Below are 16,720 nucleotides of genomic sequence, written 5' to 3' on the forward strand. Positions count from 1 at the left end.
GGCGTGCCACACCCGGCCGCCCCGGGCTCAGCCCCGGCCCCGGAACGGGCTCAGGGCTCCTCCCGGTGACGGACCAGCAGCATCGCCGCGTCGTCGTGCAGCGGGCCCTCGGCGTGCTCGACGAGGTCCTCGCGCACCGCGCGCAGCGCGGCCTCCGGGTCGGGGTCCTTCAGCAGGGCGGCGCGCTCGTCGAGGGGGTAGAAGCGGCCCGCCGCGTCGCGCGCCTCGCTGACCCCGTCGGTGTAGAAGAGCATCTGGTCACCGGGTGCGAACGGCACCGTGTAGGGGACCGGCGCCCCGGCGCCCTGGAGGGTGAGGAGGCCCAGCGGCAGGGCGCGGTCGGGCGGGGCGGCGAAGGCGACCGTGCCGGCCGGGCGGACCACCAGCGGCGCCGGGTGGCCGAAGTTCAGCAGGGTGGCCCGCGGACCGTCACCGATCTCGGCCAGCACCGCGGTGACGAACCGTTCGCCCGCCAGATGGCGGTTCAGCGCCCGCTCGACCCGCTCCCCGACTGCCGGCAGGTCCGGTTCGTCGTGCGCCGCCTCCCGGAAGGCGCCCAGCACCACCGCCGCGCTCTCCACGGCCTCCAGGCCCTTGCCCTGCACATCGCCGACGATGATCCGGACCCCGGCGGGCGAGGTCACCACCTCGTACAGGTCGCCGCCTATCCGGGCCTCGGCCACCGCCGAGGTGTAGGAGACCGCGATCCGCAGCGGGCCCGCGCCGCGCGGCACCGGCCGCAGCAGGACCCGCTGGGCCACCTCGGCGATCGAACGGACGCTGGCGAGTTCCGCCTCGCGGCGCTGGCGCATCACCGCGGCGACCACCCCGGCCGCCGTCACCCCGGCCACCGACAGCAGGGCGGTCAGCCCGCGCCGGCTCTCGAACAGGCCGTTGTAGACGCCCAGACCGACGCAGAGCACGGCCGCCGCCAGCCCGACCACGGCGGTGCGCCGCCAGCCGCCGACCAGCCCGGCGAACGCCGGTCCCAGGGACACCAGGGGGAGGAAGCCGACCCCCGGGCCCGCGGTGAGGTCGACCGCGCTGACCACGGCCATCACCGCGTAGGGCAGCACGGCCAGCACACGGGAGCCGGTGCGCTGCTCCCCGTTCTCCACGGCCAAGGTGTTCTCCGACGGTGTCATGTGAGGTGAGCGGACAGGGGACCGCCGGCCGTCGGACCGTTCGCACCGTCCGGAAGCTCCCCCGACCCCCGGCCTGAGCATATGCAGCATATGCCGTACCGAAATACCTCGAATGCGCCCTGTTACCGAATTGCAGTGGCCAAGGCATGACCGCCTCGCGGGGGCCGCGGATCTTACGGACCCGTGACACGGGGCTCTGTGCACGGGCCGGAAGGCCCCCCGCCGCTTAGCGTGACCGGCATGCGTGTATTGGTCACCGGCGGCGCCGGCTTCATCGGATCGCAGGTTGTCGAGGCGCTCCTGGCGCGCGGACACGAGCCCGTCGTGCTCGACGCGCTGCTGCCCTCGGCGCACCCCACACCCCCGCCCGCACACCCGGACGTGCGGCGGTTCGTCGCCGACGTCCGCGACCGGGCGGCGGTCGACACGGCGCTCGACGGGGTGCAGGCGGTCTGCCACCAGGCCGCGATGGTCGGCCTGGGCAAGGACTTCGCGGACGCGCCCGACTACGTGAGCTGCAACGACCTGGGCACCGCGGTGCTGCTCGCCGCGATGGCCGGGGCCGGGGTGCGGCACCTGGTGCTGGCCGGGTCGATGGTGGTCTACGGGGAGGGGCGCTACACCTGCCCCGTCCACGGCACGGTGCGCCCCGGGCCGCGGGCCGAGGCCGAGCTGGCGGCCGGACGCTTCGAGCCGCGCTGCCCGCGGTGCGGCGCGCAGCTGCGGCCGGGGCTGGTCGGCGAGGACGCGCCCACCGACCCGCGCAACGTCTACGCGGCGACCAAGCTGGCCCAGGAGCACCTGGCCGCCTCCTGGGCGCGCGCCTGCGGCGGCCGGGCCGTCTCGCTGCGCTACCACAACGTCTACGGGCCCGGGATGCCGCGCGACACCCCGTACGCGGGGGTGGCCTCCTTCTTCCGCTCGGCGCTTGCCCGCGGGCAGTCGCCGACGGTCTACGAGGACGGCGGCCAGCGGCGGGACTTCGTCCATGTGCGGGATGTCGCGGCGGCCAACGCGGTGGCGCTCGCGGCCCTGCCGGACCGGGCCCCGGGCACGCTGACCGCGTACAACACCGGCAGCGGAGTGCCGCACACCGTGGGCGAGATGGCGCGGACCCTGGCCGCGGCGTGCGACGGGCCGCCGCCCGTGGTCACCGGGGAGTACCGGCTCGGCGATGTACGGCACATCACCGCCTCGTCCCGGCGGATCGCCGACGACCTCGGCTGGCGGGCGCTGACCGGATTCGCCGACGGCATGGCGGAGTTCGCCCGCGAGGGCATGCGGGCGGCCCGGCCCGCGGAGCCCGCGCCGTCCGCGTGTCCCACCCAACCGATGTCCTGATGGCCCGCTTCCCCGCTGTAGGTGACGGCATGACCCCTCCCCCTTCCCACGACTCCCGGCCCGGCTCGGTGGATGTCGTACTGCCCTGCCTCGACGAGGCCGCCGCGCTGCCGTGGGTGCTGGCCCGCATCCCGGACGGCTGGCGGGCGATCGTCGTGGACAACGGCTCCACCGACGGCTCCGCGGAGATCGCCCGCGGCCTGGGCGCCACCGTGGTGCACGAGCCGCGCCGCGGCTTCGGCGCCGCCTGCCACGCCGGACTGCTGGCCGCCGACGCCGAGATCGTCTGCTTCTGCGACTGCGACGCCTCCCTCGACCCGGCGCTGCTGGCCCCGTTCGTCCGGGCGGTCCGCGACGGCGACAGCGACCTGGTGCTCGGCCGCCGCCGCCCCGAGTCGGCCGGCGCCTGGCCGCTGCACGCCCGCCTCGGCAACATCGCGCTGGCCCGGATGCTGCGCCGGCGCACCGGGCTGCGGCTGCACGACCTCGGCCCGCTGCGCGCCGCCCGGCGCGCCGGACTGCTCGGCCTCGACCTGACCGACCGCCGCAGCGGCTACCCGCTGCAGATGGTCGTCCGGGCCGCCGACGCCGGCTGGCGCGTCGAGGAGCGCCCGGTGCCCTACCTGCCGCGCGCCGGCCGCTCGAAGGTCACCGGCACCTGGCGCGGCACCTGGCACGCGGTGCGCGACATGCGCGCCGTGCTGCGGCAGCCGCCGCTGCCCACCCGCGTCGAGGAGAGGGTCCGATGACCGGGTCCGCGACGCCGGCACCACCCGGGCCGACCACGGTCCTGGTCATCGCCAAGGAACCGGTGCCCGGCCGGGTCAAGACCCGCCTCACCCCGCCCTACACCCCGCAGCAGGCCGCCGGGCTGGCCGAAGCCGCGCTGTACGACACCCTCCAGTCCGTCCGCGCGATGCCCGCCCGGCGGCGGGTGGTCGTCCTGGACGGCCGCCCGGGCAGCTGGCTGCCGGCCGGCTTCGAGGTCCGGCCGCAGTGCGCCGGCGGACTCGACGAGCGGCTGGCCGCGGCCTTCGCCGGCAGCACCGGCCCCACCGTGCTCATCGGCATGGACACCCCCCAGGTCACCCCCCAACTCCTCGCCCCCGCACTGGACCCCGGCGCCTGGGACGACTGCGACGCCTGGTTCGGGGCGGCCGACGACGGCGGGTTCTGGGCGCTCGGCCTGGCCGCCCCCGACCCCCGGCTGCTGCGCGGCGTCCCGATGTCCACCGACCGCACCGGCGCCGCCCAGCGCGCCCGGCTGACTGCCGCCGGACTCCGGGTGCGGGAGCTGCCGCCGCTGCGCGATGTCGACACCGCGGCCGATGCCGCGCACGTCGCGGCCGCGGCACCGGACGGACGCTTCGCCGCCACCCTGGCACGCCTGACGGAAGGCACCGGACGATGAGCACCGCCCCGCCGCCCACCACCCGCACCGACCGCCCGCACCCGGTCTCCTGGGGCGCGGACCCCTACGCCGACGCGCTGCGCAGCGGCCGCGGCCCGCTGTTCCTGCGCCGCACCGACGGCTGGCTGCTGCCGCTGGAGGTCGAGCGCTGGTGCGCCCGGCCGGACGCCGCCGACCTGTCCGCGCTGCAACGCTGCGAGGGCGCCGTCCTCGACATCGGCTGCGGGCCCGGCCGGCTGGTCGCCGCGCTGCTGGCCCGCGGCCGGCGCGCGCTCGGCATCGACGTCAGCGCCGCCGCGGTGGCCCGCACCCTGGCGACCGGTGGCGCTGCGGTGTGTCGCTCGGTCTTCGACTCCCTTCCGGATGAAGGGAGTTGGGGTACCGCGCTGCTGCTCGACGGCAACATCGGCATCGGCGGCGACCCCGGCGCGCTGCTCGCCCGCAGCGCCGAACTGGTCGGCCGGGGCGGCCTCCTGATAGTGGAGACCACCCCGGCGGACGTCGACGAACAGGTCCGGGTCCGGGTCGAGGGCGGCCCCCACGCCCCGGGCGGCGCGCCCCGGACGCCGGACGACACCTTTCCCTGGGCCCGGGTGGGCACCCCGGCGCTGCTGCGGTACGCGGCAGCGGCCGGGTGGAGCCCCCTTGAGCAGTGGACCGTCACCGGCCGGACGGATCAACCGCCGTCCGCCGAGCGCTGCTTCGTCTCGCTGCGCCGCCGGGACGCCGCGCGCAGCCGCCGCTGAACCGTACGGCACAGCAGCCACAGCGCGGACAGCGCGAACAGCCCGGCGGTGAGCAGCAGCCAGCGCGCCAGGAACTCCCCGCCGGGCAGCCCCGTCGTGGCCTCGTAGTGCGCCACCCACGCGGGGTCCGTCGAACCCGCGATCAGCGGGAACCACACCAGCAACAGCAGCCCGGACACCGCGGCCGGGACCCGGACGTAGCCGGTACGGGCCCGGTGCCGGGTCCCCTCCGGCAGGCAGCGGACCAGCACCCGGTCGGCGGCCGCGTACAGCGGCAGCAGCACCAGGTCGTGCAGCAGCGCCGCCCCGGCGAACCACACCAGCACCAGCGGCCACTGCCCGCCCGCCAGCAGCCGCACCCCCGCATAGCCGGCGAGCGCGAACGAGGCGAGCATCAGCAGCAGATGCAGCGGCCCCTCGCCGTACCGCGGCCGGCGACCCGGCGCGCCCCCTGCCCCGGCTCCCCGCGCACGCCCCCGCACGAGCCGCTCCCGCATCCTCACCACTCCCCGAACGTCAGCCGCGAGACCCACTTGGTGTTGAGCACCCCGGGCGCCGCCGGGACGATGATCCGCGCCGGATAGCCGTGGTCCGCGGACAGTTCCGCACCGCCCACCCGCAGCGCGAGCAGGGAACGCGGATCGCGCACCTGGTTGTCGCGCAGCGCGGCCCGGCGGAACGCCCCGTGCAGCTGGAGCGATTCGACCAGCACTCCGGGCGGCTCGGCCTCGTGCCCCACCAGCGCGGCGAGATCCCGCAGCCGCACCCCGCTCCAGAGCCGGTCATCGGTCGACCAGCCCTCGACGCAGGCGATCGGCAGGGCCGCCTCGTGCTGCGGCAGCGCCAGCAGGTCGGCGCGGCCGAGCCGCACCCGGCGCCCGCCGCCCTCGACCGTCAGCCGCCAGTCGTCGCCGGTGTCCCGGGCCCGGATACCGACGGCCGCCGCGGTCTTGTTGATCTGGAAGGCGTTCGGGCCGCTGCCCGGCTCGCCCGCCCCGTGCGGCGCCAGCAGGGCGATGCGCCGCCACCGGCCGCCGATGCTCTGTCCGGCGGTCGTGAGGCCGAGCGCCAGCGAACCGGCGCCGACCAGCCCCAGCGCACCCCGCCGCGACACGGTCGGCCGGTCCGGGCGGGCCGCCACCAGCCCCGTGTCGTCGGCCGCCGCCCGCGGGTCGCGGCCCTCGCGCAGCGCCCGCACGGTCCGCGGCAGCCGCAGGACCACATGCGTGGCGAACGCCGCCATGAACACCCACGCGCCGTAGAAGTGCAGCGGATAGAACGAGCCCGGGAAGAGGTACTCCAGCTGGACGTTGAGCACCCCCGTGACGCACTCGAACAGCACCCCGCCGACGAGCAGCAGCAGCGAGATCCGCTCCAGCGCGTGCCCGGCGGAGCGCACCGGCGGCAGCGTGAACAGCTTGGGTATCACCGACCACAGCTTCGCCAGCACCACGGGCACCAGCGCGACGCCCACGGTGACGTGCAGCCCCTGGGTGAGGCGGTAGAGCCAGTGCGGGCCGGTCGGCCAGGGGAAGAGGTAGAGGCCCAGCAGGCCCTTGCCGGGCGTCCTGTCGTTGAGGCCGCCGGCCAGATCCGGGTTGTACGCGGCGTACGACAGCAGGCCGGTCACGAACAGCAGCGTGATGCCGGCCAGCAGCACGGTGCCGAGCACCGCGGTCAGCCACGGTCCGCGCAGCGGACTGCGCCAGAACGACGGCGATGTCGGGGGAGTGAACGGGGGATGGGCACCCATGGTGTGTCCTCGGCGGTCGGTGCGACGGCGGTCCGTCGCGCGGGAACTGCCCGGCGGATGACGGCCGGACGACCTGCTGCCGACGCTATGCCGGGATCGGGGCACCCAGGGGGTCGTGACGGATGACGAAACTCTGACGTCGGCGCGGGCGGCGGGAGAATCTGACGGAACGGTGACGGCCCGGCCGCCGCACGGCCCGGGGCCGCCCGCCGGCGCCTAGCGTGCCGCTGTGAACTCCTGTGCGACCACCGAAGAACGCGCCTTGCACCGCGCCGATCTGCGCGCCGCCGCGGCCGGCGCCCTGCTCGTCGCGGCCGCCGCCGTCGTCGGCACCGTCATCGAACGCACCCGCGGCACCCTGCACGTCAACTGGCCCCCGCTGTACGCCTCGTGGTTCCCGCACCTGGGCCCCGGCACCCCCGCCGCGCTCGTCGTCGCCGCCGCGGTGGTCCTCCACGGGCCGTCCCTCGCCGCCCGGCTGCCCTGGCGCCGCCTCGTCCTGGCGGGCTGGGCCGCGGCGATGGCCTGGACCTGGTCGCTGGCGCTGATCGACGGCTGGCGGACCGGCATCGCCCGCCGCCTGACCACCGCCTACGAGTACCTGACCGTCATCCACCGCTTCGACGAACCCGGCGCGGCGCTGCGCGACTTCACCCACCACATCCTCAACAACGGCCCCACCCCCTGGCCCGCCCATGTCGCCGGGCACCCCCCGGCCGCCATCCTCACCTTCGTCGGCCTGGACCGCCTGGGCCTGGGCGGCGGTGGCTGGGCCGGAGTCTGGTGCCTGACCGTGGGCACCTCCGCGGTGGCCGCGGTCCTCGTCGCGCTGCGCGCCCTCACCGACGAGCCGACCGCCCGCCGGGCCGCCCCGTTCCTGGTCCTGGCCCCGTCCGCGGTCTGGGTGGGCACCTCGGCCGACGGCTACTTCGCGGCGGTGGCCGCCTGGTCCCTGGCCCTGCTCGCGCTGGCCGCCACCCGCCGCACCCGCCACCGCTGCGCCGCCGCCCTCGCCGCCGGGCTGCTGTTCGGCCTGACCTGCTACCTCTCCTACGGCCTCACCCTGATCGCGCTGATCGCCGCCGCGGTGCTGCTGCTCACCCGGACCCTGCGCCCGCTCCCGCTCCTGGCGGCCGGTGCGGCGGCCGTCGCCGCCGCCTTCACCCTCGCCGGATTCTCCTGGTGGGAGGGGTACCAGCTGCTGGTCGAGCGCTACTACCAGGGCGCCGCCGCGGTCCGCCCCTACACGTACTGGGTGTGGGCCAACCTCGCCTGCGCCGTGCTGATCACCGGCCCGGCGGCGGTGGCCGGGGTGCGCCGCACCCTCGCGGCGGCCCCCGCCGCCCTGCGGGAACTGCGGCCGTCCGCCGCGGCGCCGCCCGGTCCCACCGGCCGGCTGGTCGTGCTGGTGCTGGCCGTGCTGCTCGCCGTGCTGGCCGCCGACCTCTCCGGGATGAGCAAGGCGGAGACCGAGCGGATATGGCTGCCGTTCGCCGCCTGGCTGCCGGCGGCCTGCGCCCTGCTGCCCGCGGTCCGCCACCGCCACTGGCTGACGGCCCAGGCCGTCCTCGCCCTGCTGCTCAACCACCTGCTGTACACCGGATGGTGACGGGGGCGGCCACGGCGGGGGCGGCTCAGGCCAGGTAGGGGCGGGTCGAGTCCACCCGGCCGGGGCGCAGGATCCGCAGCGGTCCGCGGTTGCAGGACGGGCACTCGGCACGGGTCAGCGGGGAGGCGACGCGGGTGCCGTGGCTGAAGTAGTCGGCGCGTCGCCGGCCCGCCAGATCGGTGGTGTGCCGGATCTCGTACTCCTCTTCCCAGCCGTGCCCGCAGTGCAGGCAGACGAAGGAATACGCCTCGTGGACCGTCTCGGTGTCCCGTTCCATGGTGATCACGCCCTCTCCCCGGCCCGTCGCGTGCACCGGGGCCGGATGCATGCCGCACCTCCCATTATGGCGCTCGGCGACGGCCGGCGGGCGGCGTCGGGCCCGGCCCGTCGATCGCCCTCGAAAGCGCCCGCGACCAGGCACGATGTCCGCACCGGGTACAAGCACGAGGCCGGCACCGGGTATAAAGGCGCCATGGGGCACGAGGCGCAGGGCACACCGCGGGCGGCCGGGGTGGCCGCGCCCGGCGGGAATCTCGACGATGAGGTCGAGGAGGTCATCGCCGCGGTGCTGACCGCCTCCCGGCTGCTGGTCGCGGTCTCCGCCCGGGCCCTGGGCCGCATCGCCCCCTCCCTCACCCTGCCCCAGCTGCGGGCCCTGGTGGTGCTTGACACTCAGGGGCCGGTCAAGCTCGCCGCGCTGGCCGGGGCGCTGGGCGTCAACCCGTCCACCGCGATGCGGATGGTCGACCGGCTGGAGGCGGCCGGCAGCGTCACCCGGCAGGCCAACCCCGGCAACCGCCGTGAGGTCGTGCTGAGCCTGACGGCCCGCGGCCGGGCGCTCGTCGAGGAGGTGCTCGCCGGCCGGCACGCGGAGATCGCCGCGATCGTGTCCCGGATCCCGGCCGGCGAGCGCGCGGGGCTGATCGGCTCGCTGCGCGCCCTCACCGACGCGGCGGGCGAACCCCCGGTGGCCCCGAGGCCCGCCCCGCCGCCGGAGTCGGCCGCGCCCTAGCCGGCCCGGCCGTCAGCTCAGCACGGGCTCCAGAGCCTGGTACACGGCCCGGACCAGCCCGGCGTTGCGCGGATCGTGGCCCGTCGTGCCGCCGCCGTACTTGTTCATGGTGTACGCGTACGACAGCCGGTTCTCGGGGTCCGCGAAGGCGTACGAGCCGCCCGCGCCGCCGTGCCCGAACGCCCGCGGGTTGGGTCCCGCCTGGCCCTGCTGGTTGAGCATGTAGCCCAGCCCCCAGCGGTGTTCGTAGCCCTGCGGGGCGAGCGCGCCGATGGTCAGGTCCCGTTCCCCCGGCAGGCTCTGCGACCGGCGCATCTCCTCCAGGGTGGCGGGCTTGACGAGGGCGCCGCCCGCCAGCGCGCCGTAGACGGTGGCCAGCCCGTGGGCGGAGGCGTGCGCGTTGCCCGCCGGGATCTCGGCCGACCGGTAGGCGGCGCTGTTGACATCGCCGGTGGGGACGTACATCAGCGCCAGCGCCACGACGGCCTGCGGATGGTCACCGAGCGCGGTGAACGGCGGCTTCGGCAGGCCGGGGAACTGCCGGTCGAGCCGCGCCTCGTCCAGCTGCCCGACCATGTCGGCGCAGCGGGCGTGCTCCTCGGCGGGGGTGCCGATGAACACTCGCGCGCCCAGCGGCTCGGTGATCTCGCGGCGCAGGAACGTGCCGAGGGACTGCCCGGTGATCCGCCGGACGACCTCGCCCACGAGGTATCCGAAGGTCACCGCGTGATAGCCCTGCGCGGTGCCCGGCTCCCACCACGGCTCGGCGGCCGCCAGGGCGGCGCACACCCGCTCCCAGTCGTAGGCGTCCGCCACGGACAGCCGCTCACGGGGCGCGATCAGACCGGCCCGGTGGCTGAGCAGCCAGCGCACGGGCAGCTCCCGCTTGCCGGCCTGGGCGAACTCGGGCCAGTAGCGGGCCACCGGCGCGTCGAGGTCCAACTCGCCCCGGTCCACGAGGAGATGGGCGCACAGCGCGGTCATCCCCTTGGACGTCGAGTAGACGTTGACGAGGGTGTCGTGCTCCCAGTCGCGGGTGCCGGCCGCGTCCGCGTGGCCGCCCCAGAGGTCGACCACCGCCTCGCCGTCCACGGTCACGGTGACCGCCGCGCCGATGTCGCCGTGCGTGGAGAAGTTCCGGGCGAAGGCTTCCCGTACGCCGGCGAACCCCGGTGCGCAGTGGCCGTTGACGGTGGCTGGTTCCACGGTGGCTCTCCTCGCGTCGTCCGTGTGCGGTCATCCCGTACGTGCGTGCGGCGTACGTATCGGATGATCCGCCCGGGTCGATGCCCGTGGCAACCATGTGAGGCCGGACGGCGGAGTGTCGGCGTGGTGCGGGGGTGCGGCGGCCGGGTGAGGAGGCGCCCCCCGGCGCGGCCGTCCGCTCGGGTCAGTCCTGGTTGTGCTCCAGGGCGTGGAGGTAGGCGTCCATGAGGTGGTCGCGCACGCCGTCGGAGGTGGGCGCGAGGGCGTCGGCGGTCAGGCCCCGGGCGTGATCGAGCATGCCGCTGAGCAGCGGCATGGTGTGGTGGATGGCGCCCTTGGCGTCGATGTAGCGCAGCGCGGAGACGTGGTGGAAGGTGGGCTCGGGGGGCAGCTGCGGCACGATGTCGTTGTTGTTGACGAAGCGGTACATCCGGTCGGAGAAGGCCGTGTTGAACTCCTTGGACAGCTGCCGGTCGCAGGTGCGCGGCTGGCCGAAGGTGTAGACGCCGTTGGCCGTCAGCCGCGGCTCCTCGAAATGCAGCCGGGCGCCCGCCAGCATCGCCAGCGCCCCGCCCAGGCTGTGGCCGGTGAACCACACCGTCTGGCCGTTGTCGCGGAACTCGTCGACGGTGGCGCCGACCTGCGGCCAGACGGCCTGCAGGGCCTCGGCGAAGCCGTGGTGGACGTACCCCTTGCCGCCGGGGCCGGGCCAGGGCGGGGTGGTGGCGTCGGAGAGCCAGTCGCGCAGCTCGGCCGGCTCCGTCCCGCGGAAGCCGGTGATGATCATGCTGTGCCCGCCGAGGGTGTACGCCTGGGTGTCCTCCAGCGGGAACGGCGGCCGGAACGCGGTGCGGTGATGGCGCACCCGGTCGAAGCCCCAGGTCCGGGCGGTGGCGTCGATGGTCGCCTCGTCCTGGTAGGCGAGCGCGGCGGCGCGCGCCATCGCGAGCGCGTGGCGGACGGTGTAGCCGGTGGCTTTCTGGTCGATCGCGGTGCTGGTCAACGAAGGCTCCTGGTGGTCGACGGTGGATGCGGTGGGTGCCGGGCGAGGCGCGCACTCCGCCCCTGATTACAGAGAGCTTGCACTGGCTACACAGCGTAACTCCGGCGCCGGGGGCCGGGCCCCGACGCCCGTTCAAACCACTCGTTCGAGCCTCCGGTCGCACACACCGGGCCGCCGGGCGAGCCTGGAAGCGTTCGGCTCCCGGAGGACGGCCCACGAAGGAAGGCGGCCCCACAGTGAACGGTGCACAGCAGGCGGCACACGCGGAACACGTACCGGCCGAGGTGACGGTGGAACTCGAGAGCTGTGCGGCCACGGACGCACACGCCGTCTTCAGCGCGCTGCGCACCACCTTCCGCTCCGACCGGGAGGCGGACGACGTGCCCGAGGAGATGGCCGGCCCGGGCGCGACCGTGTGGACCTCCACCTTCGACGTGAGCGACCACCGGGCGGCGGCCGAGCCCCGCCGGCTGTCCGCACCCGTCGTGGTCAGCCTCCAGGGCGGCTACTGGGCGGTCGACGAGCTGTGCCGGGGCCTGGAGCCGGCGTTCGCGGTGCACGTCCTCGGCACCGCCGCCGGCGACCAGGAGAAGGAGGTCGAACTGCGGCTGGAGACCCGCGAGGTACTGGAGACCCGCTAGGCGGCGGGCGCACCGCCGTACGGAAACGGGGGCGGGACCACCACCACGGCACACGGCGCCGGCCCGGGCACGCACCACCCGCCCCGCGGCCCGGCGCGGAAAGGCAGGAGCGAGTGGAGCCCACCCGGTACCCGGCGGACGGCGGCACGGTGCCCGCCACCGAGCAGCGTTCCGAGCTGGTCCTGCACCTCAACGGCAGGGCCCACACCCTGACCGTCGACCACCGCACCACGGTCCTGGACCTGCTCCGCGAACAGGTCGGCCTCACCGGCGCCAAGAAGGGCTGCGACCACGGGCAGTGCGGCGCCTGCACGGTGCTCGTCGACGGCCGGCGCGCCAACAGCTGCCTGCTGCTGGCCGTCGCCCAGGACGGCCGGCGGATCACCACCGTCGAGGGCCTGGCCGACGGGGAGCGGCTGCACCCGCTCCAGGAGGCCTTCCTGGAGCGGGACGCCTTCCAGTGCGGCTACTGCACCCCGGGCCAGCTCTGTTCGGCCGCCGGGGTGCTGGCCGAGGCCGCGGACGGCTTCCCCTCCCACGCCACCCCGGCCACCGCGGACCCCGCGGCACCGGTCGCGCTCACCGCCGAGGAGATCCGCGAGCGGATGAGCGGCAACCTGTGCCGCTGCGGCGCCTATCCCCGGATCATCGAGGCCGTCGCGGACGCCGCCGCCCACCACGGAGGGACGGCCCGCCCCGGAGGGGCCGCGGAGCACCAGGAGGCGACACCGTGAGGCCGTTCGGATATCTGCGGCCGGCCGGCGTCGAGGAGGCGGTACGGGCCGCCGCCGAAGCGCCCGGCGCCCGCTTCCTCGGCGGCGGCACCAACCTCGTCGACCTGATGAAACTGGGCGTGGAGACACCCCGGACGCTCATCGACGTCTCCCGCCTGCCGCTCGGCGGCATCGAGGAACTGCCCGACGGGGGGCTGCGGATCGGTGCCACGGTCCGCAACAGCGACCTCGCCGCGGCCGCCCCCGTGCGCGAGCGCTACCCCGTCCTGTCGCAGGCGCTGCTGGCCGGTGCCTCGGGGCAGCTGCGGAACACCGCGACCACCGGCGGCAATCTGCTCCAGCGCACCCGCTGCCTGTATTTCCAGGACCCCACCAAGCCCTGCAACAAGCGCTCCCCGGGCACCGGCTGCCCGGCCCGCGACGGCGTCCACCGCGATCTGGCCGTCCTGGGCCACTCCGCGCACTGCGTCGCCACCCAGCCCTCCGACATGGCGGTGGCACTGGCCGCGCTGGACGCCGAGGTGCACCTGCACGGCCCCGACGGGGAACGCACGGTGGCGGTCACCGACTTCCACCGGCTGCCCGGCGACCGGCCGGAGCAGGACACCGTCATCCGGCCCGGCGAACTGCTCACCGCCGTCCGGCTCCCGCCGGCCGCCCCCGGCGCCCGCTCGCGCTACCGCAAGGTCCGCGACCGCGCCTCCTTCGCGTTCGCCCTGGTCTCCGTCGCCGCCGTACTGGAGGCGCGCGACGGCGTCGTGGAGCGGGCGGCGCTGGCGTTCGGCGGGCTCGCGCACCGGCCCTGGCGCGCCCGCGCGGCCGAGGAGGTGCTGCTCGGCGCGCCCGCCACCGAGGACACCTTCGCCCGCGCCGCCGACGCCGAACTCGCCGCCGCCCGCTGCGCGACAACGCCTTCAAGGTCGCACTCGCCCGCAACCTGGCCGTCAGCGTGCTCACCGGCCTGGCGGACCCGGCCGGCGACCGCTGACCCCACCACGGCCCGAGCCCGCCGCCGCCTCCGACCCACCGTCCCCGACCCACCGTCCCCGACCCAAGGACGCGAGCCATGAGCCCCGACCCGTTCCCGCTCGGACCACCCGCCTACCCCCTGGGCGCACCGCTCGTCCGCCGCGAGGGCCGGGAGAAGGTCACCGGCACCGCCCGCTACGCGGCCGAGCACACCCCGCTGGACTGCGCCTACGCCTGGCCGGTGGCCGCCACCGTCGCCCGGGGCCGGGTCACGGCCGTGGACGCCACCGGGGCGCTCGCGCTGCCGGGGGTGTGCGCGGTGCTGACCCACGAGAACGCGCCCCGCCTCGCGGCCACCGGCGACCCGGCGCTGGCGCTGCTCCAGGACGACCGGGTGCCGCACCGCGGCTGGTATGTCGCGCTCGCCGTCGCTGACAGCCTCGAAGCCGCCCGCGCCGCCGCCGCGGCCGTCCACGTCAGCTACGCGGCCGAGGACGCCGATGTGCTGCTCACGGCCGGCCACCCCGGCCTCTACGCGCCCGAGACGGTCAACGGCGGCTACCCCGGGACCCGCGAACGCGGCGACTTCGATACGGCGTTCGCCGCCGCACCGGTCACCCTCGACGCCACCTACACCGTGCCCCCGCTGCACAACCACCCCATGGAACCGCACGCCGCCACCGCCCACTGGACCGGAGGCCGGCTGACCGTCCACGACTCCAGCCAGGGCTCCAGCAAGGTCTGCGAGGACCTGGCCGCCCTGTTCTCGCTGGACCCGGGCGACATCACCGTCGTCTCGGAACACGTCGGCGGCGGCTTCGGCTCCAAGGGGACGCCCCGCCCCCACGTCGTGCTGGCCGCGATGGCCACCCGGCACACCGGCCGCCCGGTCAAGCTCTCCCTGCCGCGCCGGGAGATGCCCGCGGCCGTCGGCCACCGCGCGCCCACCGTCCAGCGGGTGCGGCTCGGCGCCGGCGGCGACGGGGTGCTCACCGCCCTCGCGCACGAGATCGCCACCCACACCTCCACCGTCAACGAGTTCGTCGAGCAGGCCGCGGTCCCGGCGCGCATGATGTACACCTCGCCGAACAGCCGGACCGCGCACCGCGTCGTCCCGCTCGACGTCCCCACCCCCTCCTGGATGCGCGCACCGGGCGAGGCCCCCGGGATGTTCGCCCTGGAGTCCGCCGTCGACGAACTCGCCGTGCTGCTGGACATCGACCCCGTCGAACTGCGGATGCGCAACGAGCCGGACACCGAGCCGGACAGCGACCGCGCCTTCAGCAGCCGGCACCTCATCGGCTGCCTGCGCGAGGGCGCCGAACGCTTCGGCTGGCGGCCCAGGGACCCCCGCCCGGGCGTCCGGCGCGAGGGCGACCTGCTGCTCGGCACCGGCGTCGCGGCCGCCACCTACCCCGTCTACGTCGCCCCCTCCAGCGCCGAGGCGCGGGCCACCGCCGACGGCGGCTTCCGGATCCGGGTGAACGCCACGGACATCGGCACCGGCGCCCGCACCGTCCTCGCACAGATCGCCGCGGCCGCGCTGACCGTGCCGGAGGACCGGGTCCGCGTCGACATCGGCAGCAGCGACCTGCCGCCCGCGATGCTGGCCGGCGGTTCCATGGGCACCGCCTCGTGGGGCTGGGCCGTCCACAAGGCCTGCATGGCGCTGCGGGCACGACTGCGCGACCACGACGGGCCGCTGCCCGCCGAGGGGCTGACCGCCGCCGCGGACACCCGGCAGGAGGCGGCCGAAGGCTCCCCCTACGCCCGGCACGCCTTCGGGGCCACCTTCGCCGAGGTCCAGGCCGACACCGTCTCCGGGGAGGTCCGGGTGCGCCGGATGCTGGGCGTCTACGCGGCCGGCCGGATCCTCAACTCCCGTACGGCGCGCTCCCAGTTCATCGGCGGAATGACCATGGGGCTGGGGATGGCGCTCATGGAGGGCAGCCGGCTGGACCCCGCGTTCGGGGACTTCGCCGAGCGCGACCTGGCCGCCTACCACGTGCCGGCCTGCGCCGATGTCCCGCGGATCGAGGCGCACTGGATCGACGAGGAGGACCCCCACCTCAACCCCATGGGCAGCAAGGGCATCGGCGAGATCGGCATCGTCGGCACCGCGGCGGCCGTCGCCAACGCCCTGTGGCACGCCACCGGCATCCGGGTGCGGGACCTCCCGCTCACCGTGGACAAGATCCTGCCCCGGTTGCGGGCCGCCCGGGAAGGTGCTGGGTGAGGGGGGCCGGTGCGCGGTCCGGGATCTGTTGCGGAACCCGTCCCGCCGGGTCACCATGACAAATGACCCATACGTGATTATTGCTCACTCTTCGTGTTCGGGGTTCGTTGGTCCAACGAGGTGAAGGGCGTGAGCCTCGCGGTGAGGAGCCACGACATGACACTTCCCGGCGACCGGCACTACACGGTCGAACTGCATGCTTCGGCGGAGCGTGTGCCGCAGGTCCGGCGGATACTCGCCGCGCATCTGCGCTACTGGGATCTTGAGCTGCATATCCCGCCCGTGTGCCGGGGAGTGGCGGAACTCCTGACCAACGTCCATCGCCATATCGGGCCGGACGCCCGCTGCCTGGTCGAACTCCGCTGGTCCGGCCGCCACCTCACGACCTCCGTCGCCGACGACGGGCCCCGGCTGCCGAAGCTGCGCAGCGCGGCCGGCGGCGGGCTCTCCACGGTGGCGGCGCTCAGCGACAGTTGGGGCACCTGCGGCACCCCGGAGGGCAAGGTCATCTGGTTCACCCGCCGCGTCGAGGCGGCCGGCAAGTCCCGGCTGACGGCCCGCACCCCGCTGCGCAGCGTGCCCGACCGCAAGGGCCGCCCCGAGACGGTGCCCACCGTCCCCGCCGAGCCGCTCGCCGAGCCCGCCCCCGAGACCACCGCCACCCCGGAGCCGGCGTCGGCAGCCGTCGCCTGACGCACCGTCACCCTGCCCCCCGGGGGTAACCCCGGAAGACCGGCGGCCCGCCTCCTCCCGTCCGTGCGTGCGGGAGGGGGCGGGCCGTCCCCTTCCCGGATTCCCCGACGCGGCGGGGTGTCCTCATTCCGGACGCGGGGGACGACGGCACGTCCACCCGTACGTCCACGAGCACCCGCACTCCCACGTGCACGAGCGCGTCACCGGCCCGTCCGCCGCGC

16 protein-coding genes and 1 pseudogene are annotated in these 16,720 nt (G+C 75.6%); 11 read left to right on the top strand and 6 right to left on the bottom strand.

All coding sequences use genetic code 11. The features are described from left to right. Window positions 1-50 precede the first annotated feature (50 nt). Window positions 51-1,145, bottom strand: a complete 1,095-nt coding sequence (locus tag IEY78_RS06035; RefSeq protein WP_189096520.1) for a PP2C family protein-serine/threonine phosphatase — start codon at window positions 1,143-1,145, stop codon at window positions 51-53. A 240-nt stretch (window positions 1,146-1,385) separates the two neighbouring features. Between IEY78_RS06035 and IEY78_RS06040 the strand changes: the two genes are divergently transcribed. Genes IEY78_RS06040 through IEY78_RS34785 form a run of 4 tightly spaced genes read left to right on the top strand, consistent with a single transcriptional unit; the run spans window position 1,386 to window position 4,643 of the window. Further along, window positions 1,386-2,486, top strand: a complete 1,101-nt coding sequence (locus tag IEY78_RS06040; RefSeq protein ID WP_189096521.1) for an NAD-dependent epimerase/dehydratase family protein — start codon at window positions 1,386-1,388, stop codon at window positions 2,484-2,486. Window positions 2,487-2,515: 29 nt separating this feature from the next. Beyond that, window positions 2,516-3,235 (top strand): glycosyltransferase family 2 protein, encoded by a 720-nt coding sequence (locus IEY78_RS06045; protein WP_189096522.1) that lies wholly within the window; start codon window positions 2,516-2,518, stop codon window positions 3,233-3,235. Next, entirely contained in the window at window positions 3,232-3,897 is a 666-nt protein-coding gene (locus IEY78_RS06050) for a TIGR04282 family arsenosugar biosynthesis glycosyltransferase (protein ID WP_189096523.1), read from the top strand. The genes IEY78_RS06045 and IEY78_RS06050 overlap by 4 nt, the downstream gene beginning before the upstream one ends. Next, on the top strand, window positions 3,894-4,643 hold the full coding sequence (locus tag IEY78_RS34785; protein ID WP_268240248.1) for a class I SAM-dependent methyltransferase: 750 nt from the start codon (window positions 3,894-3,896) through the stop codon (window positions 4,641-4,643). Before IEY78_RS06050 ends, IEY78_RS34785 begins: the two co-directional genes overlap by 4 nt. Here the strand turns inward: IEY78_RS34785 and IEY78_RS34210 are convergent. Beyond that, entirely contained in the window at window positions 4,574-5,140 is a 567-nt protein-coding gene (locus IEY78_RS34210; protein ID WP_373294068.1) for a hypothetical protein, read from the bottom strand. The two genes, IEY78_RS34785 and IEY78_RS34210, sit on opposite strands and share 70 nt — an antisense overlap. A gap of 2 nt (window positions 5,141-5,142) precedes the next feature. Then, window positions 5,143-6,396 carry a molybdopterin-dependent oxidoreductase gene (locus IEY78_RS06060; protein WP_189096524.1) on the bottom strand — a complete coding sequence of 418 codons (1,254 nt, stop codon included), beginning with the start codon at window positions 6,394-6,396 and terminating at the stop codon, window positions 5,143-5,145. A gap of 229 nt (window positions 6,397-6,625) precedes the next feature. Here IEY78_RS06060 and IEY78_RS06065 point away from each other — a divergent pair, with 229 nt between their 5' ends. Continuing rightward, the gene (locus IEY78_RS06065; RefSeq protein ID WP_189096525.1) at window positions 6,626-8,005 is read left to right on the top strand and encodes a hypothetical protein; all 1,380 of its coding nucleotides are present in this window, start codon (window positions 6,626-6,628) and stop codon (window positions 8,003-8,005) included. 25 nt (window positions 8,006-8,030) lie between these two features. Here the strand turns inward: IEY78_RS06065 and IEY78_RS06070 are convergent, their stop codons facing one another. Next, window positions 8,031-8,282 (bottom strand): hypothetical protein, encoded by a 252-nt coding sequence (locus IEY78_RS06070; RefSeq protein WP_229699738.1) that lies wholly within the window; start codon window positions 8,280-8,282, stop codon window positions 8,031-8,033. Between the two features lie 195 nt (window positions 8,283-8,477). On the opposite strand from IEY78_RS06070, the gene IEY78_RS06075 reads away from it, so the two are divergent. Continuing rightward, window positions 8,478-9,017, top strand: coding sequence for a MarR family winged helix-turn-helix transcriptional regulator (locus IEY78_RS06075; RefSeq protein WP_189096527.1), 540 nt, complete (start codon window positions 8,478-8,480; stop codon window positions 9,015-9,017). Window positions 9,018-9,029: 12 nt separating this feature from the next. Here IEY78_RS06075 and IEY78_RS06080 read toward each other — a convergent pair whose 3' ends face one another. Together IEY78_RS06080 and IEY78_RS06085 are read right to left on the bottom strand one after the other, a co-directional pair. Further along, window positions 9,030-10,223, bottom strand: a complete 1,194-nt coding sequence (locus IEY78_RS06080) for a serine hydrolase domain-containing protein (protein WP_189096528.1) — start codon at window positions 10,221-10,223, stop codon at window positions 9,030-9,032. Window positions 10,224-10,407: 184 nt separating this feature from the next. After that, complete coding sequence (locus IEY78_RS06085; protein WP_189096529.1) at window positions 10,408-11,226, bottom strand: lipase family protein; 819 nt, start codon at window positions 11,224-11,226, stop codon at window positions 10,408-10,410. Between the two features lie 236 nt (window positions 11,227-11,462). Between IEY78_RS06085 and IEY78_RS06090 the strand changes: the two genes are divergently transcribed. The 5 genes and pseudogenes from IEY78_RS06090 to IEY78_RS06110 all read left to right on the top strand — a co-directional run bounded on the left by IEY78_RS06090 (window position 11,463) and on the right by IEY78_RS06110 (window position 16,499). After that, a complete protein-coding gene (locus IEY78_RS06090) occupies window positions 11,463-11,867 on the top strand; it encodes a hypothetical protein (RefSeq protein ID WP_189096530.1) in 405 nt (134 codons plus the stop codon). Between the two features lie 149 nt (window positions 11,868-12,016). Next, window positions 12,017-12,601: a (2Fe-2S)-binding protein gene (locus tag IEY78_RS06095; protein ID WP_373294072.1), complete on the top strand. Its 585-nt coding sequence runs from the start codon at window positions 12,017-12,019 to the stop codon at window positions 12,599-12,601. Continuing rightward, window positions 12,598-13,589: pseudogene (locus IEY78_RS06100) on the top strand (FAD binding domain-containing protein). The gene IEY78_RS06095 and the pseudogene IEY78_RS06100 overlap by 4 nt, the downstream one beginning before the upstream one ends. Window positions 13,590-13,667: 78 nt before the next feature. Beyond that, complete coding sequence (locus IEY78_RS06105) at window positions 13,668-15,806, top strand: xanthine dehydrogenase family protein molybdopterin-binding subunit (RefSeq protein WP_189096532.1); 2,139 nt, start codon at window positions 13,668-13,670, stop codon at window positions 15,804-15,806. 156 nt (window positions 15,807-15,962) lie between these two features. Then, window positions 15,963-16,499 carry an ATP-binding protein gene (locus IEY78_RS06110; RefSeq protein ID WP_189096533.1) on the top strand — a complete coding sequence of 179 codons (537 nt, stop codon included), beginning with the start codon at window positions 15,963-15,965 and terminating at the stop codon, window positions 16,497-16,499. Window positions 16,500-16,720 lie beyond the last annotated feature (221 nt).

The organism is Streptomyces kronopolitis, from assembly GCF_014646275.1.
GTDB lineage: Bacteria > Actinomycetota > Actinomycetes > Streptomycetales > Streptomycetaceae > Streptomyces > Streptomyces kronopolitis.

Excerpts from the sequence above, each read along its gene's own strand:
- IEY78_RS06070 (WP_229699738.1), bottom strand. The coding sequence starts at position 8,282 with ATGGAACGGGACACCGAGACGGTCCACGAGGCGTATTCCTTCGTCTGC.
- IEY78_RS06035 (WP_189096520.1), bottom strand. The coding sequence starts at position 1,145 with ATGACACCGTCGGAGAACACCTTGGCCGTGGAGAACGGGGAGCAGCGC.
- IEY78_RS06060 (WP_189096524.1), bottom strand. The coding sequence starts at position 6,396 with ATGGGTGCCCATCCCCCGTTCACTCCCCCGACATCGCCGTCGTTCTGG.
- IEY78_RS06045 (WP_189096522.1), top strand. The coding sequence starts at position 2,516 with ATGACCCCTCCCCCTTCCCACGACTCCCGGCCCGGCTCGGTGGATGTC.
- IEY78_RS06110 (WP_189096533.1), top strand. The coding sequence starts at position 15,963 with ATGACACTTCCCGGCGACCGGCACTACACGGTCGAACTGCATGCTTCG.
- IEY78_RS34785 (WP_268240248.1), top strand. The coding sequence starts at position 3,894 with ATGAGCACCGCCCCGCCGCCCACCACCCGCACCGACCGCCCGCACCCG.
- IEY78_RS06050 (WP_189096523.1), top strand. The coding sequence starts at position 3,232 with ATGACCGGGTCCGCGACGCCGGCACCACCCGGGCCGACCACGGTCCTG.
- IEY78_RS06075 (WP_189096527.1), top strand. The coding sequence starts at position 8,478 with ATGGGGCACGAGGCGCAGGGCACACCGCGGGCGGCCGGGGTGGCCGCG.
- IEY78_RS06105 (WP_189096532.1), top strand. The coding sequence starts at position 13,668 with ATGAGCCCCGACCCGTTCCCGCTCGGACCACCCGCCTACCCCCTGGGC.
- IEY78_RS06040 (WP_189096521.1), top strand. The coding sequence starts at position 1,386 with ATGCGTGTATTGGTCACCGGCGGCGCCGGCTTCATCGGATCGCAGGTT.
- IEY78_RS34210 (WP_373294068.1), bottom strand. The coding sequence starts at position 5,140 with ATGCGGGAGCGGCTCGTGCGGGGGCGTGCGCGGGGAGCCGGGGCAGGG.